The sequence below is a fragment of the Methylobacterium sp. Leaf102 genome, assembly GCF_001422425.1.
Taxonomy (GTDB): domain Bacteria; phylum Pseudomonadota; class Alphaproteobacteria; order Rhizobiales; family Beijerinckiaceae; genus Methylobacterium.
This window is the reverse complement of the sequence record NZ_LMMX01000039.1, coordinates 137,812-161,987: the sequence shown is the minus strand read 5'-3', so window position 1 is coordinate 161,987 and position 24,176 is coordinate 137,812. Positions and strand designations below refer to the sequence as shown.

Here is a 24,176-nt window from a genome sequence, read left to right as displayed (position 1 = left end):
CTCAGCTCCGCAGGCCGGGCGCTTCCTGGCCGGTGCGGGCGACGTACTCCGTGTAACCGCCGCCATACTGGTGGATTCCCTCGGGGGTCACTTCGAGCACCCGGTTCGACAGAGCGGCCAGGAAGTGGCGGTCATGGCTCACGAACAGCATGGTGCCCTCGTAGGCCGAAAGCGCCGCGATGAGCATCTCCTTCGTGCCCATGTCGAGGTGGTTGGTCGGCTCGTCGAGGACGAGGAAGTTCGGGGGATCGAACAGCATCAGGGCCATGACGAGACGGGCCTTCTCTCCGCCCGACAGCACGCGGCAGCGCTTCTCGACATCGTCGCCGGAGAAGCCGAAGCACCCGGCGAGGGCGCGCAGTGACCCTTGCGCGGCCTGTGGGAACGCATCTTCCAGGGACTGGAACACCGTGCGCTCGCCGTCGAGCAGATCCATGGCGTGCTGGGCGAAGTAGCCGAGCTTGACGCTGCCGCCGACGGAGACGGTGCCGTCATCGGCCTGGGTCGAGCCGGTGACGAGCTTCAGGAGCGTCGACTTGCCGGCGCCGTTGATGCCCATGACGCACCAGCGCTCCTTGCGCCGGATGGAGAAATCGAACCCCTCGTAGATCCGGCGGCTGCCGTAGCTCTTGTGAACGTTCTTGAGCATCACGACGTCTTCGCCCGAACGCGGCGGAGCCTGGAAGTCGAAGGCCACGGATTGACGGCGCTTCGGGGGCTCGACCCGCTCGATCTTGTCGAGCTTCTTCACTCGGCTCTGCACCTGCGCCGCGTGCGAGGCGCGCGCCTTGAAGCGCTCGATGAACTTGATTTCCTTGGCCAGCATCGCCTGCTGCCGCTCGAATTGGGCCTGCTGGTGCGTCTCGTTGAGCGCCCGCTGCTGCTCGTAGAACGCGTAGTCGCCGGAATAGGTGGTGAGCGTGCCGCCGTCGATCTCGATCACCTTGGTGACGATGCGGTTCATGAACTCGCGATCGTGCGAGGTCATCAAGAGAGCGCCCTCGTAGTTCTTGAGAAAGGCCTCCAACCAGATCAGGCTCTCGATGTCGAGGTGGTTGGAGGGCTCGTCCAGCAGCATCACGTCGGGGTTCATGAGGAGGATTCGGGCGAGAGCCACGCGCATCTTCCATCCGCCCGACAGCTTGCCGACGTCGCCGTCCATCATGCCTTGCGAGAAGCTCAGGCCCGCCAGCACCTCGTAGGCCCGGCCTTCGAGGGCGTAGCCGTCGAGTTCCTCGAAGCGTGCCTGGACCTCGCCGTAGCGCTCGATGAGCGCTTCCATCTCGTCCACGCGGTCGGGGTCGGCGAGCCCCGCCTCAAGGGCCTTCAACTCGGTGCCGACGACGCTGACGGGGCCGGCGCCATCCATCACCGCCGAGACCACGGAGCACCCGGACATCTCGCCCACATCCTGGCTGAAATACCCGATGGTGATGCCCTTGTCGGTGGCGACCTGACCCTCGTCGGGCTCCTCCTCGCCGGTGATCATCCGGAACAGGGTGGTCTTGCCGGCGCCGTTGGGGCCGACGAGCCCGACCTTCTCGCCCTTCTGAAGGGCGGCGGACGCTTCGATGAAGACGATCTGCCGGCCGTTCTGCTTGCCGATTTTTTCGAGGCGGATCATGCGCGCACGGGACCTTGTCTGGGGTCTCGCGCCTTTACGGCATGGCGCGTCCGAGCGGAAGGGAAGGCAGCCTCAATCGTCTGCCCGTGCGGGCAGATCGACGGCCCGCGGCCGGCCGGCATCGTCGATGGCCACGAAGGTGAAGGTCGCCTCCGTGACCTTCTCTCGGACCTGGGTGCGGAAGCGCCGGGCCCAGGCCTCGACCTCGATCTTCATCGACGTGCGCCCGACGTGCCCGACGCGGGTGTAGACGCAGAGGACGTCGCCGACACGAACCGGCCGAATGAAGGTCATGGCGTCCACCGCCACGGTGACGACGCGTCCCTGGGCCCTGTCGACGCCCGCGATGCCGCCGGCCTGATCCATCTGCGACATCACCCATCCGCCGAAGATGTCGCCGTTGGCGTTGGTGTCCGCCGGCATCGCGCTGGTTCGAACGGTGAGATCGCCGCGCGGACCTCCACCTTCCTCTTCGACCGTCATACCAATCCGCCTTTGCGTTTCATCCAGCCCGATCCTACGCAGACTTCCTGCCGTCGGGGGGCGGCGTCGCCACCTTCACGGTAGCAGTCCCGTGAGTTTGAGACCGCCCGCGAGGATCACGGCGCCGACCGACATCAGAAGCTCGAGGGGGATCGAATGCCAGAGGCCATGGGCTGGCACTTCGGTCGCGGTGAGTTCGGTCATGGTCTGCCTCCGAGAGCCCCGAGGATGAAGCTCGCATCGCCGCCAAGACCTATCGCACGATCATGCATGTTTCCTAATCTTATGATGCATTTTCATGCAAAAAGCCTGGTCACTCGAACAGAGTGCCAGGCTTTCGAGCAAAGCTATTCAGAGCGATGCTGCGGCGCCGACGAACGCGCCACCGCGTCGGAGCTTAGTAGTAGAAGCGGCGCGGGCCGTAGAACGGACGCGCGCCATAGAAGCGACGCGGACCGTAGAACCGACGCGGGCCATAGAAGCGGCGACCGTAGTACGGACGACGGTAGAACGGACGCGGACCGTAAAACCGGCGACGGTAGCCGTAGTACTGGACATTCTGGGCGACCGCGGGTGCGGCCTCGGTCTGCAAGGCGAGGGCAGGGCCGATGGGGGCGGCGGACGCGTTCTGCGGCGCCGTCGCGGCGAAGCCTAAGGCCAGCAACGCGGCCAGCACGAGTTTCCTGAGCACGTTCTCAAACTCCCTGAGATAAGTCGGCAGGACGTGAAGCGCCGACGGTTCCGGAATCGGACCCGGTCGCTTGAAACGCACGAAGCCCGGAAGTGTTGCCGGGCCGGATCGTTCCGGATGTCGGTTGGGTCAACGAAGCGTTCGGGTCGCTCAAGCGATCTTCATGGTCATGTCGACGACGGACGCCGCCTGGCTGCCCTTCACGAGGGCGATGCCGTGCTCGCAATCTTCCCGGCGCCCATAACCTTCAGCGGAGTCGGCCACGACGTTGCCGTTCGTGGCGCGCAGGCGCCAACGCCAGTCGCCGGTCGCATCCCGATAGAGTTCAAACCGCATGGCACCCTCACGCTTCACGATCACGCCATGAGATGGCGTCGCGCGATTTCGCGGCAAGTGGTGCTTCCCCAAACGAAAACACCGCCCCGGAGACCCGGGGCGGTGTCGTCATGACGGACCGCAAGGCTCAGCGCGGAGAGACTCAGCGCGGGAAACGGTCGAGCCAGCCGATGGTGCGGCCCTCGCCGGTGCCGGTGCCGGCACCCTGCGGGCGCGGCGTGCGCTGACGGGTGTCGCTGCGGGGCTCGGAGCGGTTCTCCGAACCGTGAACGGCCGGACGGCGCTCGCCGCGACCGTCCTGCGGGCGGGCCGCCCCATCCGGACGGGCGTTGCGACCGGGCGCACCCTGGCCACCACGACCGCCTTCGCTGCGGCCCTGGCCCGGGCGTCCGCCACCGGGACGACCGCCGCCGGGACGCTGGCCCTGGCGCTGACCGGGACGCTGACCCTGGGGCGCCGGACGGCGCTCCTCGGCCTGAGCGGCATCCATGGCTTCCTGGCGCGACGGGGGCGTGAAGCCCTCGGGGAAGGCGCCGACGGGAATCTTCTGACGCGTGGTGCGCTCGATGTCCCGCAGGTAGGCCTTCTCCTCGTCGTTGCAGAACGAGATCGCGAGACCGTTGGCGCCGGCACGGGCCGTGCGGCCGATGCGGTGGACGTAGCTCTCCGGCACGTTCGGCAGGTCGTAGTTGATGACGTGGCTAACGGCCTCGACGTCGATGCCGCGCGCGGCGATGTCGGTCGCGACCAGAACCCGGCACGAGCCGTCCTTGAAAGCGGCGAGCGCCCGCTCGCGCTGCGGCTGGGACTTGTTGCCGTGGATGGCGGAGGCGTTGATCGAGACTTTCTCCAGGCCACGCACCACGCGGTCGGCGCCGTGCTTGGTCCGGGTGAAGACGAGGACGCGCTCGATCTTCGGATCCCGCAGGATGTGGTTGAGGAGGGCCTGCTTCGCACCCGTATGGGCGAAGATGACTTCCTGGGTGACGCGCTCGGCGGTGGTCGCCACGGGAGTGACGGCGACCTGGACCGGATCGCGAAGATACTGGTCGGCGAGGCCGGCGATGTTCTTCGGCATGGTGGCGGAGAAAAACAGGCTCTGACGCTCCTTCGGCAGCATCTTCACGATGCGCTTGAGGGCATGGATGAAGCCGAGGTCGAGCATCTGGTCGGCCTCGTCGAGGACGAGGATCTCGACGGCCTCGAGGGTCAGCGAGCGGCGCTCGATGAGGTCCATGAGGCGGCCCGGGGTGGCGACGAGGATGTCGACCCCGTTGGCCAGCGCCTTCTCCTGGCGGGAGATGGTGACGCCGCCGAACACCACGGTGTTGGTGAACGAAAGATGCCGGCCGTAATCCGAGAAGCTCTCGGCGATCTGGTTGGCGAGCTCGCGGGTGGGCGAGAGCACCAGCACGCGACAGCCGCGGCGGATGGCTTTCCGCGGGTTCTGGGCGAGGCGGTGCAGGATCGGCAACGCGAAGGCGGCCGTCTTGCCGGTACCGGTCTGGGCGATGCCGCAGAGGTCGCGACCTTCCATGGCGGGGCGGAGGGCCTGGGCCTGGATCGGGGTCGGCGTCTTGTAGCCGGCCTCCTCCAGCGCCCGCAGCACGGGCTGGGCGAGGCCGAAATCGGTGAACTGGGTCAAGTCTAATCTTTCAAGGCAGCGGGACCGTGGCGCACGCCATCCAACGATGGTCGGTACGCAGATCGATTGCGAATCGGTCCGTTGAGCTGGAGCCGCCCGCGTGCCGGGGCAGTCCGGGTGCATGCACGTTGAAGAGAGGGGCTCAGGTCGGTCGGAATTCGCACGTAGCGACCCGTCGATCCGTCACGCAGCCCTCTCAAGCGGAACCATGACGGCCGCTGACGCTGCATTCGCGATATGCGTGTTCGCGGATGCGAAGTCAATCCTCGAATCCGCTCAGGCAGTTGGCGGTGCGCGCAGGTGGGCCACGAAGTCCCGCGCGAAGGCGGGTAGGGCGGAGAGCGTCCGCACGCAGATGGTCAGATCGCGCACCGCCCAAGGATCGAGGAGCGGCACGATCGCGATGGCCATGGTGCGGGCCGCGCGGGCGGCGGTGGTCTCCGGCACGATGCCGAGGCCGACGCCGCACTCGACGAGGCGGCACACGGCATCGAAGCTGCGCAACTGGACCCGCAACCGCATGGGCCGCCCCGTCCGCGCCGCCTTGTCGGCGAGAAAGCGGGTGAGGGCGCTCGTCCGGTCGAGGCCGACGAGGTCGTGCTCCAGCACGTCGGCGAACGCCACGGCCGGGTGGTCGCGCAAGGCATGGCCGCCGCCCGCCACGACGACGAAACGGTCCTGCCGGAACGGGTAGGTTTCGAGGGCGCCGGTGTCGACGGTGCCGGCCACGATGCCGAGGTCGGCGCCGCCCTCCGCCACGAGGCCGACGATCTCGTCCGACGTCCGCTCCTCGATGTCGACGCTGACCCCGGTCTGGCGGGCGAGGAAGGCGCTCAGCACCTCGGGCAGGAACTCGGTCAGGGCGTTGGTGTTCGACAGGACCCGGATCTGACCGACGGTGCCGCCGGAGAAGCCCGCGAGCTCGCCCTGCATCCGGTCTATCCCATCGAGGAGATCGCGCGCGTGGGCCAGGAGCGTGCGCCCGGCGGGCGTCGTGGTCACGCCTTGCCGGCCGCGTGTGAGGAGGGCGGCGCCGAGCGACACTTCCATGGCGCGGATGCGGGCCGAGGCGGCCGCCAGCGCGAGGTTGGCCCGTGCCGCCCCGTGGGTGATGGAGCCGGCCTCGACCACGTGGCGGAACAGGCCGAGATCGACGAGATCGAAGCGCATCATCGCGCCGTGTCCCCGCCCATGCCTCGCGAAAAGACTTTCTTAACCCTGCGGCGCGATGGTCTGACCATGGTGATCCGTCGTCGCGTCCGTTCCGTGCTGATGCCCTTGGCGTTGTACGCCGTCTCGGGGCTCGTCGTCGGCTATTTCGTGCATCAGGCCGAGGGCGGCAACCGGGGCCTCGAAGCGAAGCGCGCCCTGAAGATCCAGGCCTACGGCCTCAATCAGGAACTCGCCGCCGTGAAGGCCGACCGGGCCGAGTGGGAGCACCGCGTCACCCTGCTGCGCAGCGAGCAGATCGACCGCGACCTCCTCGAGGAGCGGGCACGCGTCGTCCTCGGCCGGGTCCACGCCAACGATGTGGTGGTCATCAATCCGTAGCCCTGTTCCGCCGCTTCGCCGGGCGGCGATGGAGCGCACCTGACAACCGTTCCGATCTGTCGGGCGGCCGATCTCGCTTTCCGAAAACACGTGTCCTAGAACCTCCGGGAGAACAGACGGTCCCCGGGGAGAGAGCCGATGGATTCCGCAACCGAGGCGGGCCAGCCCAAATCCGATCCGACGCCGTCGGAGGCCGGCAGCCACGCGCCGGCGCCGAACACGCCGCAATTCACCCGCGACGAAGACCTCCACGCCTATCACGAGATGCTGCTCATCCGTCGCTTCGAGGAGAAGGCGGGACAGCTCTACGGCATGGGCCTCATCGGCGGGTTCTGTCACCTCTATATCGGCCAGGAGGCCGTCGTCATCGGCATGCAGATGGCCTCCATCGACGGCGATCAGGTCATCACCGGCTACCGCGACCACGGTCACATGCTCGCCTGCGGCATGGACCCGAAGGGCGTGATGGCGGAGCTCACCGGCCGTCGCGGAGGCTATTCCCGCGGAAAAGGCGGGTCGATGCACATGTTCAGTCGCGAAAAACAGTTCTTCGGCGGGCATGGCATCGTCGGCGCGCAGGTGTCCCTCGGCACGGGCCTCGCCTTCGCGGACGCCTACAGGAAGAACGGCCAGGTCAGCCTGACCTACATGGGTGATGGCGCGGCCAACCAGGGGCAGGTCTACGAGAGCTTCAACATGGCGCAGCTGTGGAAGCTGCCCGTGGTCTACGTCATCGAGAACAATCGCTACGCCATGGGCACCTCCGTCGCCCGCGCCTCGGCGCAGACGGACTTCTCGAAGCGCGGCATCTCGTTCGGCATTCCGGGCGAACAGGTCGACGGGATGGATGTGCGCACCGTCCGCGAGGCGGCCGCGCGGGCCATCGAGCACGCCCGCTCGGGCGAGGGCCCCTACATCCTGGAGATGCAGACCTACCGCTATCGCGGCCATTCCATGTCCGATCCGGCGAAATACCGGACCAAGGACGAGGTTTCGAAGATGCGCGACGAGCACGACCCCATCGAGATGGTGCGCAAGCGCCTGATCGAGGCGCACGGCGTGCCCGAAGCGGATCTGAAGGCCACCGACGCGAAGGTGCGCGAGACGGTCAACGACGCGGCCGAGTTCGCCACCCACGATCCCGAGCCCGATCCCGCCGAGCTGTGGACGGATATTTTGCTGGAAGCGCGCGCCTGACCCGCGAGTCCCCGGACCGCGCCCCTCCTTCTCGATCGACGAGTCTTTCATGGCGACCGACATCCTGATGCCCGCCCTGTCTCCGACCATGGAGGAGGGCAAGCTGGCGAAGTGGCTGAAGAAGGAGGGCGATCCGGTGAAATCCGGCGACGTGCTCGCCGAGATCGAGACCGATAAGGCGACCATGGAGGTCGAGGCCATCGACGAGGGCGTGCTCGCCAAGATACTCGTCGCGGAGGGCAGCGAGGGCGTGAAGGTCAACACGCCCATCGCGATCATCACCGCCGAGGGCGAAGACGTCTCGGCCGCTTCCGCGCCGAAGCCCGCCGCCAACACCCCGGCCCAGGCGGCACCGACGCCGACGATGCAGGCGGAAGGGCAGGCGGATGCCCCCGCCGCGACGGCGAAGAGCGGCGACGACGCTCAGAGGGCGCCGGCGGCCCCCGCCACCATCACCAACAAGGCGCCCGCCCCGGTGATGGCCGAGTTCCCCGAGGGCACCGAGATGGTCACCATGACCGTCCGCGAGGCCCTGCGCGACGCCATGGCGGAAGAGATGCGCGGCGACGATTCGGTCTTCGTCATGGGCGAGGAGGTCGCCGAGTACCAGGGCGCCTACAAGATCACGCAAGGGCTGCTGCAGGAATTCGGCGCGCGTCGGGTCGTCGATACCCCGATCACCGAGCACGGCTTCGCCGGCATCGGCGTCGGCGCTGCGTTCACGGGTCTGCGTCCCATCGTCGAGTTCATGACCTTCAACTTCGCCATGCAGGCCATCGACCACATCATCAACTCGGCAGCCAAGACCCTCTATATGTCCGGCGGACAGCTCGGCTGTCCCATCGTGTTCCGCGGCCCCAACGGTGCTGCCGCCCGCGTCGGTGCCCAGCACAGCCACGATTACTCTGCGTGGTACTCCAACGTGCCCGGCCTCAAAGTCATCGCACCCTACACGGCGTCCGACGCCAAGGGCCTGCTCAAGGCGGCGATCCGCGACCCGAACCCGATCATCTTCCTCGAGAACGAAATCCTCTACGGCCAGAGCTTCCCAGTGCCGAAGCTCGACGATTTCGTCCTGCCCATCGGCAAGGCGCGCATCCACCGCCCCGGCACGGACGTCACCATCGTGTCGTTCTCCATTGGCATGACCTACGCCCTCAAGGCGGCGCAGGCGCTCGCCGGACAGGGCATCGAGGCGGAGGTCATCGACCTGCGCACCCTGCGGCCCATGGACACCGAGACGGTGGTGGAATCGGTGAAGAAGACCGGCCGCTGCGTCACCGTGGAGGAAGGTTTTCCGCAATCGGGAATCGGCGCCGAGATCGTCGCGCGGCTCATGGTCGATGCCTTCGACTACCTCGACGCCCCGGTCCTGCGCGTCACCGGCAAGGACGTGCCGATGCCGTACGCGGCCAACCTCGAAAAACTCGCCCTGCCCAACGTCGGCGAGGTGATCGAGGCGGTGAAAGCGGTCTGCTACCGCTAAGCAGGTTCGCGTTGGCAAGCCAACGCTTCACCCAGCTTAGCTCCTTGATCTGTCGCAGGTTTTCGACGCAAAACCGGTGACCACTTTTGCGGAACCTGCTTAGGGTAGCTGGATGCGTCCCCCGGGGTGAGGTGGGCCAACGCTTTCGTTCGGACAGGACATGACGAAGACCTTCGTGGAACTCTCCGCACCGCCCGATGCCATCGAGAACGGTGGCATCGAGGTCCTGCGTGCCGCCGTCGTGGACGGCGCGGTCAGCGTGGCCCTGCGCCGCTCGTTCGACGATCCGGCGACCTGGGGCCGCCTGCTCATCGATCTCGCCCGGCAGGCGGCGCGGACCTACGCCCTGGAGACCGAGATGTCGGACGAGGAAGCCTTCGAGCGTATCCGCGCCGGGTGGGAGGCCGAGGGTCTCGATCCCGGCGATCTGAACTAGCGGGGGGATTCAGCATGGCCGAGGCCGCGTTCCGCCGGGCCACCTACGCCGATCTCGAAGCCGTGCCCGACCGGCTCGTGGCCGAGATCGTCGACGGCACCCTGGAGACGCATCCAAGGCCGCGCCCGCGGCATGCCATGGCGGCGGCGGGCTTGGCGGCCGAACTCGGCCACCCCTTCGGTCGCGGACGTGGGGGGCCGGGCGGCTGGATCTTCATGGTCGAGCCGGAGCTTCACCTGGGGTCCCACGTCGTGGTGCCGGATCTGGCAGGATGGCGCCGCGAATGCCTCTCCGCCGAGCCGGAGACCGCCTATATCGAGACCCCGCCGGACTGGGTCTGCGAGATCCTTTCGCCCGCCACCGTGCGCCTCGATCGCGGCCCCAAGCGCCGCATCTACGCGGAGGCCGGTGTCGGCAATCTCTGGCTCCTCGATCCCGGCGACGGGGTGCTCGAAGCCTTCGCGCTCACCGGTCGGCAATGGCTTCTTCTCGGAACGGTCGAGCGCGGCGAGACCGTGGGCCTCCCGCCGTTCGACGCCGTCCCGTTCCCCCTCGACAGCCTGTTCCCCTTCGACGATCCGGCCGCCCCGCCGCCCCCCTCGCTCGAGACCTGATGCCATGCCGATCAACGTCCTGATGCCCGCCCTGTCGCCGACGATGGAGAAGGGCAACCTCGCGAAATGGCTGAAGAAGGAGGGCGACGCAGTGAAATCCGGCGATGTCCTCGCCGAGATCGAGACCGACAAGGCGACCATGGAGGTCGAGGCCATCGACGAGGGGATTCTGGCCAAGATTCTGGTGCCCGAGGGCACGGCCGACGTGCCGGTCAACGACCTCATCGCCATCATCGCGAGCGAGGGAGAGGACCCGTCGAGCGTCCAGGCCGGCGGGGCACCGAAGGCCGACGCGCCGAAAGCCGAGGCATCGAAGGACCCCGTCGGCGAGAACGCGACGCCCGGCGGCGGCCAGATGTCCTATGCGCGGGTGAACGAGGCACCGGACGGCGCTCAGCCCGCCGCCACCCAGGGGGAGGGGGCCCGCGTCTTCGCCTCGCCGCTCGCCCGCCGCATCGCCAAGCAGGAGGGCATCGACCTCGCCGCCGTGACGGGCTCTGGCCCGCGCGGCCGCGTGATCGAGCGCGATGTCCGCGCCGCCAAGGCCGCCGGCCCCGCGCAGACCAAGGCTCCGGCCCTCACCGAAGCGCCGGCTCCCGCTGAGCCGCCGAAGGCGGCGCCCGCGCCCGCCAAGGCCGCGAGCCCGGCCGGCCTGTCCGTCGATCAGGTGCGCGGCTTCTACGCCAAGGGCACCTACGAAGAAGTGCCGCTGGACGGCATGCGCAAGACCATCGCCAAGCGCCTCACCGAGGCGACGCAGGTGGCTCCGCACTTCTACCTCACGGTGGATTGCGAGCTCGACGCCCTGATGGCCCTGCGCGAGCAGCTCAACAGGAGCGCCGGCCAGGGCAAGGACGGCAAGCCGCTGTTCAAGCTCTCCGTCAACGACTTCGTCATCAAGGCCATGGGCCTCGCGCTCATGCGCGTGCCGGCCGCCAACGCCGTCTGGGCCGAGGACCGTATCCTGCGGTTCGACAACGCCGAGGTCGGCGTGGCGGTCGCCATCGACGGCGGTTTGTTCACGCCGGTGATTCGTAAGGCCGACCAGAAGACGCTCTCCACCATCTCCAACGAGATGAAGGATTTCGCGGGCCGCGCGCGGGCCAAGAAGCTCAAGCCCGAGGAGTACCAGGGCGGCGTCACCTCGGTGTCCAATCTCGGCATGTTCGGCATCAAGCACTTCACGGCGGTGATCAACCCGCCGCAATCCTCGATCCTCGCCGTGGGTGCGGGCGAGAAGCGCATCGTGGTGAAGGACGGCCAGCCGGCCGTGGCGCAGGTGATGACCGCGACACTGTCCTGCGACCACCGGGTGCTCGACGGTGCCTTGGGGGCGGAGCTGATCTCGGCGTTCAAGAGCCTGATCGAGAGCCCGATGGGGATGTTGGTGTGAGCCCCCGGCCTATCACGATGCGATCCGCCTTCCTCTTCCTAGCTCTGTTCACCTGCTACGCAGCTTACCCTGCGCATGCGGAGACCCGGAAAGCCGAGAATACGAACGTCAAACGCGTTGAAGTCGATACGGAAGGTGGAAAAGGCATCCTCGTTCATGCCCTGAGGCTGCGTGAGGCGGTAACGATCCAGGATGTCCGGGCCGCGATGTCCGACAGCACCCTTCTGACGCACAACACCGAACACGGAACTCAGGTCGAATTCGCTACCAAAGATGGGAAAGTCTACCTCTGGTATCCTGGAAACGACGTGATCCTCGAAGGCCGCTGGAAGCCAGAGCCGTTCGCGACTGAATTCATGGAAAAAGGCCGTCTCGTCAGGCGCCTCGAACAGTCGCGGATTTGCTTCAGCTATCCCGCGGCCAGCTTCAACCCCGCCACGCGGAAGAGCGGCGGCGGTTGGGAGTGTACGTCCTTTGAGGCCTATCGCCCGGGCGTCAAGGAGTGGAAGGACGGAGACATTCTCAGTCTGCGCGGGCGAAAGGATGCTCCTTTCGTGCTACCGGCGGAACGAACCACCCTTGATAGCCTGCGTTCTCGTATCCGGAGTTGAACAGGCATGGCCGACACCTACGACATCCTCGTCATCGGCGCGGGCCCCGGCGGCTACGTCGCGGCGATCCGGGCGGCGCAACTCGGGTTCAAGACGGCGGTGATCGACCGCGAGCACCTCGGCGGCATCTGCCTGAACTGGGGCTGCATCCCGACCAAGGCCCTGCTGCGTTCGGCCGAGATCTACCATTACATGCAGCACGCCTCCGATTACGGCCTGTCGGCGGAGAAGGTCGGGTTCGATACGGCCGCCATCGTCAAGCGCTCGCGCGCGGTCTCGACGCGCCTCAACGGCGGCGTCGGCATGCTGCTGAAGAAGAACAAGGTCGATGTGATCTGGGGCGAGGCCACCATCGCGGCGGCGGCCAAGGGCAACTCGCCCGGCAAGGTGACGGTGAAGGAGACCGCCCGCGCGCCAGCCCCGAAGGGGGCGCTCGCCGCCGGTTCGTATTCGGCCAAGCACATCATCGTCGCGACCGGAGCGCGGCCCCGTGCGATCCCGGGCATCGAGCCGGACAGACACCAGATCTGGACCTACTACGAGGCCATGGTGCCGGAGGCGATGCCGAAGTCGCTTCTCGTCATGGGCTCGGGCGCCATCGGCATCGAGTTCGCCTCGTTCTACCGCACCATGGGCGCCGAGGTGACGGTGATCGAACTGCTGCCGCAGATCCTCCCCGTGGAGGATGCCGAGATCGCTGGCCTCGCCCGCAAGCGCTTCGAGAAACAGGGCATCAAGATCCTCACGGGTGCCAAGGTGACGAAGGTGGAGAAATCCGCTGACGCGGTCACCGCCACCATCGAGACCGGTGACGGCAAGAGCCAGCAGCTCACGGCCGAGAAGCTCATCTCGGCGGTGGGTGTCGTCGGCAACATCGAGGGGCTCGGCCTGGAAGCACTCGGCGTCGGTATCGATCGTGGGATCGTGGTCACGGATGGCTTGGGCCAGACCAACGTGCCCGGCCTCTACGCCATCGGCGACGTCGCCGGGCCGCCGATGCTCGCCCACAAGGCAGAGCACGAAGGCGTGCTCTGCGTCGAGACCATCAAGGGCCTGCCGACCCATGCCATGGACAAGGCGAAGATCCCCGGCTGTACCTATTGCCAGCCGCAGATCGCCTCCGTTGGCCTCACGGAGGCCAAGGCGAAGGAGCTGGGATTCGCCGTCAAGGTCGGCCGCTTCCCGTTCGCGGGCAACGGCAAGGCCATTGCGCTGGGCGAGCCGGACGGTCTGGTGAAGACGGTGTTCGACGCCAAGACCGGCCAGTTGCTCGGCGCCCACATGGTCGGTGCCGAAGTCACCGAGCTCATCCAGGGCTACGTCGTCGCGATGAATCTCGAGACCACGGAAGAAGATCTGATGCACACGGTGTTCCCGCACCCGACCTTATCGGAAATGATGCACGAGAGCGTCCTCGACGCTTACGGCAAAGTGATCCACTCCTGATTCGGCAAAACGAAAGGCCGTCCATGCGCAGGCATGAACGGCCTTGAACGGTTGAACGACGGCGCTTGAGGCGCCGAGAGACTTACTTCTTCTTCGAATACTCGAAGGCCGGGGCGGACTTGAGCGTGTCCTTGTCGGTGTCGATGAGGGCGCGAAGAGTGTTGTCCTTCTTCGCCAGGGTGATGCTCGACGGGCTGACCGAGACGTAGCGCTCGCCCATGCCGAGGAAGCCACCGACGCCGAGAATCACCGCGCTCACGGTCTTGCCGTCGACGATCACCAGATCCTCGATCTCACCCACGGTCTCGTTGGCGTTGTTGTAGACGTTGAGGCCGATGAGCTTCGACGACATCACGTCGGCGGGCTGCGCGGTCACGTAGGTCACCTTCACGCTGGCCTTGTCGGCCATGGTCATGCCGCCGGTGGTCGCGACGGGCACGGCCGGCTTCACCGTCTCCTGAGCGGAGGCGAGCGTCGGCAGCGCCGCCACGAGGGCAGCGGCGAAAATGGTCTTCAGGGCCATGGGGTTAACCTTCTGGGGCAGCTCGCAGCGCTCATCGCCGCGGAAACGCGGTCTGTAACGGGTTCGCCCGTGGTCGGTTCCCCCGATCGACGGCGATATGCGCACGGATTGTGCAGCCAAGCGCGACTGACAGATCGGCCCGGGCGTTTGCGAACCCCCCGGGCTCGGTTTGCGATCGACCCGGCGACCCCTTAAGTCTGGCCTGTGGCACCCGCCGTCGCGGGCGCACCCTGTTGGTGTGAGATGGCCGTCGTTCTCGATCTCCTGCGCAACGATCAGCGCCCCCGGCACCCGGAAAAGGCGCACCGGCCCGACAAGCCGATCCAGCGCAAGCCGGACTGGATTCGCGTCCGGGCCCCCGGTTCCCCCGGCTGGGCCGAGACGAGCCGCATCGTCCACGAACACGGCCTCGTCACCGTGTGCGAAGAAGCCGGCTGCCCCAACATCGGCGAGTGCTGGGAGAAGCGCCACGCCACCTTCATGATCATGGGCGACACCTGCACGCGGGCTTGTTCGTTCTGCAACGTTCGCACCGGCCTGCCGAAGGGTCTCGACGCCGGCGAGCCCGAGAAGCTCGCGGATTCCGTGGCCAAGCTCGGGCTTCACCACGTCGTCGTCACCTCGGTCGACCGGGATGACCTCGCCGATGGCGGCGCCGAGCATTTCGCCCGCACGATCCGGGCGATCCGGCGGATGAGCCCCTCCACCACCATCGAGATCCTGACACCCGATTTTCTGCGCAAGGACGGCGCCCTGGAGGTCGTGGTCGCGGCGCGGCCCGACGTGTTCAACCACAACATGGAGACGGTGCCGGGCAATTACCTCACCGTCCGCCCCGGAGCCCGCTACTTCCATTCCGTGCGCCTGCTGCAGCGGGTGAAGGAGCTTGACCCGACGATCTTCACCAAGTCCGGCATCATGGTCGGTCTTGGCGAAGAGCGGAACGAGGTGGTTCAACTCATGGACGATCTGCGCTCGGCCGACGTCGACTTCCTCACCATCGGTCAGTACCTCCAGCCGACGAAGAAGCATCATGAGGTGGTCCGTTTCGTGCCGCCCGACGAGTTCAAGGGCTTGGAGACCACGGCCTATGCCAAGGGCTTCCTCCTCGTCTCGGCGACACCCCTGACCCGCTCCTCCCATCATGCCGGCGAAGACTTCGCTCGTTTGAAGGCTGCGCGGCTTGCCCGCTTCGCGCCGGAGGCGGTGCACGCTTGACGCATCGGCCGGAAAACCGGTTCCCACCCTCCGGACCGATGCTGTAGAAGCCCCGCATGCCGTCTTTTCGTATCGACCGCCTCGTGCGGCACAGCCCGCGCGCGATGTACGACCTCGTCGCCGATGTGGAGCGCTACCCCGAGTTCCTGCCGCTGTGCGAATCCTTACGCGTCCTGCGTCGGCAGTCGGGTGAGAACGGCACCGAGATTCTCGTGGCCGAGATGGGGGTCGGCTACAAGGCGATCCGCGAGCGCTTCACAACCCGGGTGACCCTCGATCCGGCGAACCTGAAGATCATTGCCGAATACATCGACGGCCCGTTCCGCCACCTCGAGAACCGCTGGTTGTTCAAGGAGGCGGACGGGCGTGGGTGCAACGTCGACTTCTTCATCACCTATGAATTCAAGAGCCGGACCCTCGGCCTTCTCATGGGCACGATGTTCGACCGGGCTTTTCGCAAGTTCACGGATGCTTTCGAAGCCCGCGCCGACAAGGTCTACGGCGCCACCGCCTGACCGTCGCGGATTGCGTTGCGCATCACGGCGATCGCCCGGGTGCCGGGCGCGAACGGAGCTACGGGGCCCGTCGCCAGTTCCGGCGAGCCATCTGTCACGACGTCGCGGTCGGCGTGCGTCGGGGTGTTCGACGGAGATCCTTCAGGGCAGGGGGCCTTCGACCGCCTCCAGGGGCGCCCGCATGCCGCGCAGGGCCCGCACGGCCCGATGCCAGCCATCGAGGCGCACCGAACGGTCGGCGTCCGGCATGGCGGGAGTGAAGCGGCGGTCCAGGTGCCAGAGGCCGGCGAAGTCGTCGGGTTCCGGATACAGTCCGGCGTGCCATCCGGCGAGGTAGGCGGCCCCCAGCGCGGTGGTCTCGCGCACCACCGGCCGGTCGACGGGTAGGCCGAGGAGGTCCGCGAGGCGCTGCATGGTCCAGTCGGAGGCGGCCATTCCGCCATCGGCGCGCAGGACTGTTCCGGTTTCCGCGTGCGGCCAGTCGGCCTGCATGGCCGCGAGGAGATCGTGGGTCTGGTAGCAGACGCTCTCGAGGGCGGCGCGTGCGAGGTCCTTCGGGCCCGTGTCGCGGACGAGGCCGAACAGGGCGCCGCGCACGTCGGGCTCCCAATGCGGTGCGCCGAGGCCGACGAAGGCCGGCACGAGATAGATCTCGGAGGCCGGGTCGGCCCTTGCGGCGAGGGGGCCGCTCTCGGCCGCGTCACGAATCACACCCAGCCCGTCGCGCAGCCACTGGATCGCGGCGCCGGCCACGAAGATCGAGCCTTCGAGGGCGTAGGTGCGCCGACCGGCGAACTGATAGGCGATGGTGGTGAGGAGGCGGTTGGTGGAGGCGCGAGGCTCCGCGCCGGTGTTGAGAAGGGCGAAGCACCCGGTGCCGTAGGTGGCCTTGACCATGCCGGGAGTGAAGCAGGCTTGCCCAATGGTCGCCGCCTGCTGATCCCCCGCGACCCCCCGGATGGGGATCGCGGCGCCGAACAGGTCGGCCCGCGTGCTGCCGAAATCCCCGGCGCAGTCGCGCACCTCCGGCAGCAGGGCGCGCGGAATGCCGAACAGGCCCAAGAGATCGTCGTCCCAGGTCCCGCGATGGATGTCGAACAGGGCGGTTCGGGCGGCGTTCGTGGCGTCGGTGGCGTGAAGGCCGCCGGTGAGGCGCCACAGCAACCAGGAATCCACCGTACCGAAGGCCAGTTCGCCGCGCTCGGCGCTGGCGCGGGCGCCCGGCACCGTATCGAGGAGCCAGGCGATCTTGGTGGCCGAAAAGTAGGGGTCGAGGATCAGGCCGCTGCGGGCGGTGACGAGGGGCTCGTGCCCCTCGGCCTTCAGGCGCGCGCAAGCATCGGCCGTGCGCCGGTCCTGCCAGACGAGGGCCGGATGGATCGGCGCACCGGTGGCGCGATCCCAGATCAGCGTCGTCTCGCGCTGGTTGGTGATTCCGAGGGCGGCGACGGACGCCGCCGTCACCCCGGCGCGGGCCAGCACCGCCCGGACGGTGGTGAGCACGCTCGCCCAGATGCCCTCGGGATCGTGTTCGACCCAGCCCGGGGCCGGATAGGATTGGGCGATCTCGGCCTGTGCGATGCCCGCCACTGAAAGGTCGGGCCGGAACAGCATCGCCCGCGTCGAGGTGGTGCCCTGGTCGATGGCGAGGACGAAAGTGGGCATGGGCGAGCCTCCGATCGGCGTCAGGCCGCGCTGGCGACACGGTGGAGATAGGCGTCGAGGGTGGCAACCTCGGACGGCCGGACGCGCAATCCGAGCTTCGAGCGTCGCCAGAGGATGTCCTCGGCGGTGCGCGCCCATTCGACCCGCACGAGGTAGTCGACTTCGGCCCGCGTCAGGTCGGCGCCGAAGACTTCGCCGAGGCCGGCTGGAGCGGTGGCGGTCCCGAGAATTTCCCTCGCGCGGGTCCCATAGGCCCCTGCCAGCCGCGCTGCATGCCCCGGGGCGAGCCATGGCGCCGCGCCCCGAAGCCTTGCGACCAGGGCCGGCATCCCGTCGCGTGAGAAATCACCGCCCGGAAGCGTGCTTCCTGCTGTCCAGGCCGGGGCAGCGGGAAGGTGGACTTTCAACCGGTCGAGGGCGTGCTCGGCGAGGCGCCGATAGGTGGTGATCTTTCCGCCGAACACCGACAGCAGTGGCGCTTCGCCGTCCGGTGCATCGAGGTCGAGTCTGTAATCGCGCGTGGCCGCCTGGGCCGCGCCGGCCCCATCGTCGTGGAGCGGGCGCACCCCCGAGAAGCTCCGGACCACGTGCTCCGGTCGTACGGGTGCGCGAAACCACCGGCTCGCCGCATCGCAGAGATAGGCGATCTCCTCGGGGCCCGCCGCGACCTGGGCCGGGTCGTCGGCATAGTCGCGGTCGGTGGTGCCGATGAGGGTGAAATCCCCCTCGTAGGGTATCGCGAAGGCGATGCGCCCATCGCCGTTCTGGAACAGGTAGGCGCGGTCATGGGTGAACAGGGCCGGTACCACGATATGGCTGCCCTGAACGAGGCGGATGGCGGCCCGCGTGTTGCGGCCGACGATCCCCGACAGCACGTCCGCGACCCAGGGGCCGGCGGCGTTGACGAGCACCCGGGCACGCACGACGGCGTTTCCTCCGGCCGCCCCCGTCTCGATCTCCCAGAGACCGTTCGTCCGGCGCGCCCGCATCACTTTCGTGCGGGTGTGGATCGCGGCACCGCGCTCGGCGGCATCCAGGGCATTCAGAACGACGAGCCGGGCATCGTCGACCCAGCAATCGGAATACTCGAATGCCCGCGACGGTCCGGCCCGCAGGGGCGATCCGGCGGGATCGCGGGCGAGGTCGAAGGCGCGGGTCGGGGGCAGGTCACGGCGGCCGCCGAGATGGTCGTACAGGAAGAGCCCGAGGCGCAGGAGCCAGGCCGGGCGCTGCTCTGCCGTCTGCGGCAGGACGAACCGCAAGGGGCGAATGATGTGCGGGGCCATGCCCCACAGAATCTCGCGCTCGATCAGCGCCTCGCGGACGAGCCGGAAAGCACCCTGTTCGAGGTAGCGCAAGCCGCCGTGGATGAGTTTCGTCGAAGCCGACGAGGTGGCGCCCGCGAGATCGCCCTGCTCGAAGAGTACGACGCGCGCGCCGCGCCCCGCTGCGTCCCGCGCGATACCGCAGCCATTCACCCCACCGCCGATGATGGCGAGATCGTAGGGATGGACGTCCTCCGTCACGAGACCTCCGGGCCGAAATCGCTTCCCCGGGCCGATGTCGCGCGCGACGGAGACCGGACCGCCCGCATCCTTCCACGAGGTCGGCCCCGTCGTCGACCGTGACGGTAACGCCCGGTTTCAGGCGGCTAGGGGCAGGACCAACGGTTCGGCCTCGACGGTCGCAACGGCAGCGGCGGAGCGGGGCCCGAACAGCGCGGCGTAGAGAGCCGTCGGGTTGTGGCTCCGCCCACTCGCATCGACGATGCGGACGTCCGACATGCCGGCGGTGAGGAGGGACAGCCCCTGCTCGAGGGCACTGACGATCGAACCGTGCTGGTAGGAGAGCGCGCGCAGCGAAATCCGCGCGTGGACGGTGAAGCTCACGGTTCAGATCCTATGATGGCCGCCGAGCCGGCACGGGGCCGGCCCCGATGCAGGGTGTGGAAAACGACGGGGAAGGGAGCGTTCGATATCGGCCCGTTCGATCCGGTGGATCGTTGCGGCGGCCGGCCGTGCATGTGACCGGCAATAATGTCCAAGTCTTGACGAAGTCCTTACGAAATCATGGTGCCCGCCCGTTGAACCTCACGAACCGCTGGATCTGTCAGGCGTGCCGTCCGGCCACGCAGGGGGTCGCCGGTTCTGCAGGGGGGATAGGTCGATGCGCGGGGCGGAAGGATTTTCCGCGCGCCTCAAACGTGCGCGGATAAGCACAACCGATCGGCCTTTGGCGTTGATCCGAAAGGAACTTTTGCCCCCATGCGGGCGTCATCGACCGCCGATCACAGCGGGAGATGCGGGTGACGACCGAACCGACGATCCGTGTTCTCGACGCCCCCCGGTGCCATCTCGGCGAGGGGCCGAGCTACGACCCGGCAACGGATACGGCCTGGTGGGTCGATATCCTGGACCGACGCCTGTTCGAAATGCCCCTTGGGGAGGGGGCCGGGCCCGTACGCGTCCACGACCTGCCGTTCATGGCCAGCTACATCGCCGCTATCGACGGAGCGCGCCACCTCCTGGCGGGTGAGGATGGTCTCTATGTCCGCACGCCCTTAGATGGCCGTCTGACGCGTCACTGCGCCCTTGAGGACGACGATCCGTCCACCCGTGCCAATGACGGCCGCGTGCACCCGAGCGGTGCCCTCTGGATCGGCACCATGGGACGCGACGCCGAGCGGGGGCGCGGCGCGATCTATCACGTCGCCGGCACCCGGGTGACGCGGCTGTATTCCGGGATCACGATCCCGAACGGTATCGCGTTCTCGCCCGATGGCCGGGTCGGATACTTCGTCGATACAATGGAGGGCGTGCTTCGGCGCGTCGCCGTCGATCCCGCCACCGGTATTCCGGTGGGGGAGCCGGACACCCATTACCACCACGGCGACGGCACGGGTGGCATCGACGGGGCGGCGGTGGACGCGGACGGGGTGATCTGGACGGCGCGCTTCGGTGCTGCCTGCCTCGACGCCTACAGCCCGGCGGGAGACCGCATCCGCACCGTTCCGGTGCCGCCGCGCCAGCCGACCTGCCCGACCTTCGCCGGGCGCGACCTCGACCAGCTTTTGGTGACCTCGGCCTACGAGGGCCTGGACGAGGCGGAGCGTGCCGCAGACCCGGAGCACGGCCGGACGCTCCTCGTCGGCATCGGTGCATGCGGGCTGCTCGAACCGGCGTTCCGTCTCACCGCCTGACTGAACCGGTGTTCCGCATCCCACATTTCCACAGAGCGGGCGGCCGCCGAGCAGTGCCCCGCACAGGATCCCCATGACAGCGTTCGGCGACCGGCCCTACCAGCCCATCGAGGCCTATGCCCTCATCGGAAACTGCGAGGGCTGTGCCCTCGTCGCCCGCGATGGCGGTATCGACTGGGCCTGCCTCGAACGCTTCGACGCGGACCCGACCTTTTCGCGGCTCCTCGACCGGACGCGCGGCGGATACTTCACCCTTCAGCCAGCGGAGCGATTCGAGACGGCGCGGCAGTACGTGAGCCGCACCAACATCCTGGAAACGACATTTACCACCCCGAGCGGCCTCGTCACCGTGCACGACTTCATGGTTCCGAGGCAGGCCGGCGTGGACCGCCCCCGCCTCGTGCGCCTCGTCACCGGTGTGTCCGGCGCCGTCCCGATGGTGGCGCTCTACCGCCCCCTCGACGGATTCGCGGAGAGTTTCGCGGATCTGATGATTACGGACGGCCAGGTGACTGCCCCGGATCACCCCCATCTCGTGTCCGATGCGGCGTTCACCGTCGAGGACGGCATCGCGGTGGCCCGCTTCACCGTGGAGGGCGGCCAAGATGTCGGCTTCGCGCTCTATCTCCATGCAACCCCGGCTGCCCTGCCGAAGCTGCGCGACCTGCTGCAGGTGACACGTCGGGCCTGGTCGCTGTGGACGGAGGACGCGGCCTATCGTGGGCCGCTCGCCGATGAACTCATCCGCTCCGCCCTGGTCCTCAAGGCCCTGACCTACGAGCCCACCGGCGCCATCGTGGCGGCGGCCACGACCTCGCTGCCGGAAGAGATCGGCGGCATTCGCAACTGGGATTACCGCTTCTGCTGGATCCGCGACGCGTGCCTGTCGTTCTACGTCCTGAAGAAGTTCGGCATGATCGGAGAGGCGGAGGCGTTCTTCGGCTTCGTGGCCGATCTGGCCGACCGCAACACCGGCGCCCTCGCGCCGCTCTATAGCATCGCCGGCGAGGCGGATCTCACCGAGCGCACCATCACGCATTTCGAGGGCTGGCGCGGCAGTGCGCCCGTGCGCCATGGCAACGAGGCGGCCGAGCAGCACCAGAGCGACGCCTACGGTCAGGTGCTCGATCTCATCTATCTCTACGAGCGCCTCGGCGGCACCCTGAGCGGGTCGATTCGGGCGCACGGCGCGAAACTCGCCGACTTCTCGGCCGCGCATTGGAACGAGCCCGATGCCGGCCTGTGGGAGCCGCGCAAGCCGGAGCAACGCTACCTCCATGCCGCGATCATGAACTGGGTCGCCCTCGACCGGGCGATCCGTCTTTTCGGCGAGCGGCCGGACTGGTGTCGTGAGCGCGACCGGATCGTCGCCTGCGTCAACGGAAAGGCGGTTCACGCGGCGGGTTACTATCCGCAGTTCATCGGCAGCGACGATGTCGATGCCGCGCTCCTCATCGCCCCCATGGTGGGTTTTCCCGTGGACGAGGCGGTGTTCGCCCGCACCGTCGACGAAATCATCGCCCGCCTCGGGCACGATCATCTGGTGTACCGTTACAAGACCGACGACGGGCTGCCGGGGCATGAGGGCACGTTCGTGATCTGCGCGTTCTGGCTCGTCGACGCCCTGCTTTGGCTCGGGCGCGACGGCGAGGCCCGGACCCGCTTCGAGGCCCTGCGCGCCCTTCAGAACGATGTCGGGCTCTACGCCGAGGAGGTGGCGGAGGACGGGACGTTCCTCGGGAACTTCCCGCAGGCGTTCAGCCACCTCGCCTTCATTCACAGCGCGCTGATGCTCGACTTGTTCGACCATGGCGGCCGTGCGGCCCTGAAGGGCACCTACGCCGACCGCTCCTTGCGCGAGACCGCGGCGCGGCGGGCACCGAGCTTGACCACGGCCTAACGCGGATCAGGTCCTGACGCGGATCAGGTCATGGCAGCGTGACGCTCGGCGGCTTGGTGTCCGGCGGGTGCGATCGTCGAGCGGGGCGCCTGCACGGTGGCGGTGCGCCGGTTCGCACCCGGCCCCTGGTAACGTCCGACCTTGAGGGCGCAGAGGGCGAACAGGGCGGCGAGCGCCAGCAGAACGCCGTCGAACCACAGGAAGAGCGCGGCATCGCCCGTCCCCGTGCGAAGAGGGTGCGCGGGCATGGTGGCGACGTCGAAGACCGGCACCGCGAGGGTGAGCATCGCCAGCACCGCCATCGCCTCGACCCAAGCCCTGCGCTGCGGCCGGGCGAGGGGAAGCAGGATGGCGAGCGCCCAGGTGCCGAAGAAGGCGTAGACCTCCCAATCGGCCCGGCCGACCAACCCGACGGGCAGGAGGCGGTTGGCGAGGAAGTAGGCGGCGATGCCCCCCGGCAGGCCCGCGACGGTGCCGATGTTGAGGGCCTGGACGAGACGCAAGCCGAGGAACGGCTGCGTGCCGGGCTTCGGCAGGCGCGCCACCGACCACAGGATCAGACCCGTCGCCACCATGGCGCTGCCCATGAGGCCGCAGACGAAGAACAGAATGCGCAGGGCCGTGCCGGCGAAATGCGCCTCGTGCAGGCCGACCATGGTGGTGAAGGTCTCGGCTGCCGGCTTGAGACCACCCTGCAGGACCTCCACGACGGCCCCCGTTGTGCCGTCGAAGGCGACCTGCGGATGCGCGTGCGACAGGCCGTGCGGCTCCTCGAACACCGCCACCACGGTGGCGTTGGCGTCCTTCGGGTTGATGACGGAGAGGCGTTCGAGGGGCTCGGAGACGAGTGCCGTCGCCCGGGTCACCATCGGTCCGACGGGTGCGAGCTGTCCGGGGCGCCCGGCGGCTGGGCGTTGCGCCGTGATCTGTCCGCTCTCGGCGTAGAAGGCCTGATTGTCGCCGCGATACGCGGTGGTCACGCCCCACGGCATGTACATCAGCGCGAGGGTGACGATGCCCGTGTAGGTGATCATGAGGTGGAACGGCAGGGCGAGCACGCCGGTGACGTTGTGGGCGTCGAGCCAGCCGCGCTGGGCCGACTTGTCCCGCCGCAGGGTGAAGAAATCCGCGAAGATCCGCCGATGGGTGACGATGCCGGACACGATGGCCACCAGCATGATCATCGCGCAGATGCCGACGATCCAGCGGCCCCAGAGGGGCGGCATGTGCAGTTCGAAGTGGAATCGGTAGAGGAAATCGCCGCCCTTGGTATCCCGCATGAGGGCCGGGGCACCGGTCACCGGGTCGAGGACGGCATGGCCCGGTGGCGTGCCGGGCTTCGTGCGCCAGAACAGATCGAGGACGGGGCTCTCGGCCCGGGGCAGGCCGATGAACCAGGTCCGGGCGTTCGGCGCGTGCTCGGTCATGTAGGCGAGGCCGATCTCGGCGGCCTTCGCCAAAGCGGCCGGATCGGTGGCCGCCGAGACATGCTGCAACTCGGGCCGCATCCAGCGCGAGATGTCGGCCCGATAGTAGCTCGCCGTTCCGGTCACGAAGACCGCCAGCAGCACCCAGCCGACGATGAGGCCGGCCCAGGTGTGCAGCCAGGCCATGGATTGGCGAAAGCCGTTCTTCATGTCCGG

Annotated in this window: 24 protein-coding genes; 12 read left to right on the top strand and 12 right to left on the bottom strand. The window is 67.9% G+C overall.

Annotation, left to right across the window (positions count from 1 at the left end; genetic code table 11):
* Window position 1: 1 nt before the first annotated feature.
* The 7 genes from ASF27_RS19590 to ASF27_RS19565 form a co-directional block, all read right to left on the bottom strand.
* Window positions 2-1,624 carry an ABC-F family ATP-binding cassette domain-containing protein gene (locus tag ASF27_RS19590; RefSeq protein ID WP_056175835.1) on the bottom strand — a complete coding sequence of 541 codons (1,623 nt, stop codon included), beginning with the start codon at window positions 1,622-1,624 and terminating at the stop codon, window positions 2-4.
* Between the two features lie 72 nt (window positions 1,625-1,696).
* The gene (locus tag ASF27_RS19585; RefSeq protein ID WP_056175838.1) at window positions 1,697-2,107 is read right to left on the bottom strand and encodes an acyl-CoA thioesterase; all 411 of its coding nucleotides are present in this window, start codon (window positions 2,105-2,107) and stop codon (window positions 1,697-1,699) included.
* A gap of 75 nt (window positions 2,108-2,182) precedes the next feature.
* Window positions 2,183-2,311 (bottom strand): hypothetical protein, encoded by a 129-nt coding sequence (locus ASF27_RS23460; protein ID WP_274533805.1) that lies wholly within the window; start codon window positions 2,309-2,311, stop codon window positions 2,183-2,185.
* Between the two features lie 193 nt (window positions 2,312-2,504).
* Window positions 2,505-2,798 carry a hypothetical protein gene (locus ASF27_RS19580; protein WP_056362817.1) on the bottom strand — a complete coding sequence of 98 codons (294 nt, stop codon included), beginning with the start codon at window positions 2,796-2,798 and terminating at the stop codon, window positions 2,505-2,507.
* A 150-nt stretch (window positions 2,799-2,948) separates the two neighbouring features.
* Complete coding sequence (locus tag ASF27_RS19575; RefSeq protein ID WP_056362814.1) at window positions 2,949-3,134, bottom strand: DUF1508 domain-containing protein; 186 nt, start codon at window positions 3,132-3,134, stop codon at window positions 2,949-2,951.
* A gap of 142 nt (window positions 3,135-3,276) precedes the next feature.
* Entirely contained in the window at window positions 3,277-4,779 is a 1,503-nt protein-coding gene (locus tag ASF27_RS19570; RefSeq protein ID WP_056362704.1) for a DEAD/DEAH box helicase, read from the bottom strand.
* A 276-nt stretch (window positions 4,780-5,055) separates the two neighbouring features.
* Entirely contained in the window at window positions 5,056-5,952 is an 897-nt protein-coding gene (locus ASF27_RS19565) for a LysR substrate-binding domain-containing protein (protein ID WP_200918892.1), read from the bottom strand.
* Window positions 5,953-6,018: 66 nt separating this feature from the next.
* Between ASF27_RS19565 and ASF27_RS19560 the strand changes: the two genes are divergently transcribed.
* The 8 genes from ASF27_RS19560 (at window position 6,019) to lpdA (ending at window position 13,513) form a co-directional block, all read left to right on the top strand.
* Window positions 6,019-6,330 carry a septum formation initiator family protein gene (locus ASF27_RS19560; protein WP_056176197.1) on the top strand — a complete coding sequence of 104 codons (312 nt, stop codon included), beginning with the start codon at window positions 6,019-6,021 and terminating at the stop codon, window positions 6,328-6,330.
* A gap of 138 nt (window positions 6,331-6,468) precedes the next feature.
* Entirely contained in the window at window positions 6,469-7,527 is a 1,059-nt protein-coding gene (gene pdhA, locus ASF27_RS19555) for a pyruvate dehydrogenase (acetyl-transferring) E1 component subunit alpha (RefSeq protein ID WP_056175846.1), read from the top strand.
* Between the two features lie 49 nt (window positions 7,528-7,576).
* The gene (locus ASF27_RS19550) at window positions 7,577-9,013 is read left to right on the top strand and encodes a pyruvate dehydrogenase complex E1 component subunit beta (protein ID WP_056362701.1); all 1,437 of its coding nucleotides are present in this window, start codon (window positions 7,577-7,579) and stop codon (window positions 9,011-9,013) included.
* A gap of 160 nt (window positions 9,014-9,173) precedes the next feature.
* A complete protein-coding gene (locus tag ASF27_RS19545; protein ID WP_056175852.1) occupies window positions 9,174-9,449 on the top strand; it encodes a DUF5076 domain-containing protein in 276 nt (91 codons plus the stop codon).
* Window positions 9,450-9,463: 14 nt separating this feature from the next.
* Window positions 9,464-10,063, top strand: coding sequence for a Uma2 family endonuclease (locus ASF27_RS19540; protein ID WP_056362698.1), 600 nt, complete (start codon window positions 9,464-9,466; stop codon window positions 10,061-10,063).
* Between the two features lie 4 nt (window positions 10,064-10,067).
* Window positions 10,068-11,456 carry a pyruvate dehydrogenase complex dihydrolipoamide acetyltransferase gene (locus ASF27_RS19535; protein WP_056362695.1) on the top strand — a complete coding sequence of 463 codons (1,389 nt, stop codon included), beginning with the start codon at window positions 10,068-10,070 and terminating at the stop codon, window positions 11,454-11,456.
* Window positions 11,457-11,473: 17 nt separating this feature from the next.
* Complete coding sequence (locus ASF27_RS19530; protein ID WP_056362692.1) at window positions 11,474-12,067, top strand: hypothetical protein; 594 nt, start codon at window positions 11,474-11,476, stop codon at window positions 12,065-12,067.
* Between the two features lie 6 nt (window positions 12,068-12,073).
* Entirely contained in the window at window positions 12,074-13,513 is a 1,440-nt protein-coding gene (gene lpdA, locus ASF27_RS19525) for a dihydrolipoyl dehydrogenase (RefSeq protein ID WP_056362688.1), read from the top strand.
* 82 nt (window positions 13,514-13,595) lie between these two features.
* Here the strand turns inward: lpdA and ASF27_RS19520 are convergent, their stop codons facing one another.
* Window positions 13,596-14,036, bottom strand: a complete 441-nt coding sequence (locus ASF27_RS19520; protein WP_056175863.1) for a PRC-barrel domain-containing protein — start codon at window positions 14,034-14,036, stop codon at window positions 13,596-13,598.
* Between the two features lie 243 nt (window positions 14,037-14,279).
* On the opposite strand from ASF27_RS19520, the gene lipA reads away from it, so the two are divergent.
* Window positions 14,280-15,254, top strand: a complete 975-nt coding sequence (lipA, locus tag ASF27_RS19515; RefSeq protein ID WP_056362685.1) for a lipoyl synthase — start codon at window positions 14,280-14,282, stop codon at window positions 15,252-15,254.
* 56 nt (window positions 15,255-15,310) lie between these two features.
* Entirely contained in the window at window positions 15,311-15,769 is a 459-nt protein-coding gene (locus ASF27_RS19510) for a type II toxin-antitoxin system RatA family toxin (RefSeq protein WP_056175869.1), read from the top strand.
* 141 nt (window positions 15,770-15,910) lie between these two features.
* On the opposite strand, the gene glpK is transcribed toward ASF27_RS19510, so the two are convergent.
* From glpK to ASF27_RS19495, 3 genes are all read right to left on the bottom strand, one after another.
* On the bottom strand, window positions 15,911-17,434 hold the full coding sequence (glpK, locus tag ASF27_RS19505) for a glycerol kinase GlpK (RefSeq protein WP_056362682.1): 1,524 nt from the start codon (window positions 17,432-17,434) through the stop codon (window positions 15,911-15,913).
* 20 nt (window positions 17,435-17,454) lie between these two features.
* Window positions 17,455-18,960, bottom strand: a complete 1,506-nt coding sequence (locus tag ASF27_RS19500; RefSeq protein ID WP_056362679.1) for a glycerol-3-phosphate dehydrogenase — start codon at window positions 18,958-18,960, stop codon at window positions 17,455-17,457.
* A gap of 117 nt (window positions 18,961-19,077) precedes the next feature.
* Window positions 19,078-19,323 (bottom strand): hypothetical protein, encoded by a 246-nt coding sequence (locus ASF27_RS19495; protein ID WP_056267709.1) that lies wholly within the window; start codon window positions 19,321-19,323, stop codon window positions 19,078-19,080.
* Between the two features lie 416 nt (window positions 19,324-19,739).
* Here ASF27_RS19495 and ASF27_RS19490 point away from each other — a divergent pair, with 416 nt between their 5' ends.
* Both ASF27_RS19490 and ASF27_RS19485 read left to right on the top strand, forming a co-directional pair.
* Window positions 19,740-20,633 carry an SMP-30/gluconolactonase/LRE family protein gene (locus ASF27_RS19490; RefSeq protein ID WP_244481060.1) on the top strand — a complete coding sequence of 298 codons (894 nt, stop codon included), beginning with the start codon at window positions 19,740-19,742 and terminating at the stop codon, window positions 20,631-20,633.
* 73 nt (window positions 20,634-20,706) lie between these two features.
* A complete protein-coding gene (locus ASF27_RS19485) occupies window positions 20,707-22,533 on the top strand; it encodes a glycoside hydrolase family 15 protein (protein WP_056362672.1) in 1,827 nt (608 codons plus the stop codon).
* Window positions 22,534-22,556: 23 nt separating this feature from the next.
* Here the strand turns inward: ASF27_RS19485 and ASF27_RS19480 are convergent, their stop codons facing one another.
* Entirely contained in the window at window positions 22,557-24,170 is a 1,614-nt protein-coding gene (locus ASF27_RS19480) for a PepSY-associated TM helix domain-containing protein (RefSeq protein WP_056362670.1), read from the bottom strand.
* Window positions 24,171-24,176 lie beyond the last annotated feature (6 nt).

Coding starts and splice junctions, on each gene's coding strand:
- ASF27_RS19590 (WP_056175835.1), bottom strand. CDS start 1,624: ATGATCCGCCTCGAAAAAATCGGCAAGCAGAACGGCCGGCAGATCGTC.
- ASF27_RS19585 (WP_056175838.1), bottom strand. CDS start 2,107: ATGACGGTCGAAGAGGAAGGTGGAGGTCCGCGCGGCGATCTCACCGTT.
- ASF27_RS23460 (WP_274533805.1), bottom strand. CDS start 2,311: ATGACCGAACTCACCGCGACCGAAGTGCCAGCCCATGGCCTCTGGCAT.
- ASF27_RS19575 (WP_056362814.1), bottom strand. CDS start 3,134: ATGCGGTTTGAACTCTATCGGGATGCGACCGGCGACTGGCGTTGGCGC.
- ASF27_RS19565 (WP_200918892.1), bottom strand. CDS start 5,952: ATGATGCGCTTCGATCTCGTCGATCTCGGCCTGTTCCGCCACGTGGTC.
- ASF27_RS19560 (WP_056176197.1), top strand. CDS start 6,019: ATGGTGATCCGTCGTCGCGTCCGTTCCGTGCTGATGCCCTTGGCGTTG.
- pdhA (WP_056175846.1), top strand. CDS start 6,469: ATGGATTCCGCAACCGAGGCGGGCCAGCCCAAATCCGATCCGACGCCG.
- ASF27_RS19550 (WP_056362701.1), top strand. CDS start 7,577: ATGGCGACCGACATCCTGATGCCCGCCCTGTCTCCGACCATGGAGGAG.
- ASF27_RS19545 (WP_056175852.1), top strand. CDS start 9,174: ATGACGAAGACCTTCGTGGAACTCTCCGCACCGCCCGATGCCATCGAG.
- ASF27_RS19540 (WP_056362698.1), top strand. CDS start 9,464: ATGGCCGAGGCCGCGTTCCGCCGGGCCACCTACGCCGATCTCGAAGCC.
- ASF27_RS19535 (WP_056362695.1), top strand. CDS start 10,068: ATGCCGATCAACGTCCTGATGCCCGCCCTGTCGCCGACGATGGAGAAG.
- ASF27_RS19530 (WP_056362692.1), top strand. CDS start 11,474: ATGCGATCCGCCTTCCTCTTCCTAGCTCTGTTCACCTGCTACGCAGCT.
- lpdA (WP_056362688.1), top strand. CDS start 12,074: ATGGCCGACACCTACGACATCCTCGTCATCGGCGCGGGCCCCGGCGGC.
- ASF27_RS19520 (WP_056175863.1), bottom strand. CDS start 14,036: ATGGCCCTGAAGACCATTTTCGCCGCTGCCCTCGTGGCGGCGCTGCCG.
- lipA (WP_056362685.1), top strand. CDS start 14,280: ATGGCCGTCGTTCTCGATCTCCTGCGCAACGATCAGCGCCCCCGGCAC.
- ASF27_RS19510 (WP_056175869.1), top strand. CDS start 15,311: ATGCCGTCTTTTCGTATCGACCGCCTCGTGCGGCACAGCCCGCGCGCG.
- glpK (WP_056362682.1), bottom strand. CDS start 17,434: ATGCCCACTTTCGTCCTCGCCATCGACCAGGGCACCACCTCGACGCGG.
- ASF27_RS19485 (WP_056362672.1), top strand. CDS start 20,707: ATGACAGCGTTCGGCGACCGGCCCTACCAGCCCATCGAGGCCTATGCC.
- ASF27_RS19480 (WP_056362670.1), bottom strand. CDS start 24,170: ATGAAGAACGGCTTTCGCCAATCCATGGCCTGGCTGCACACCTGGGCC.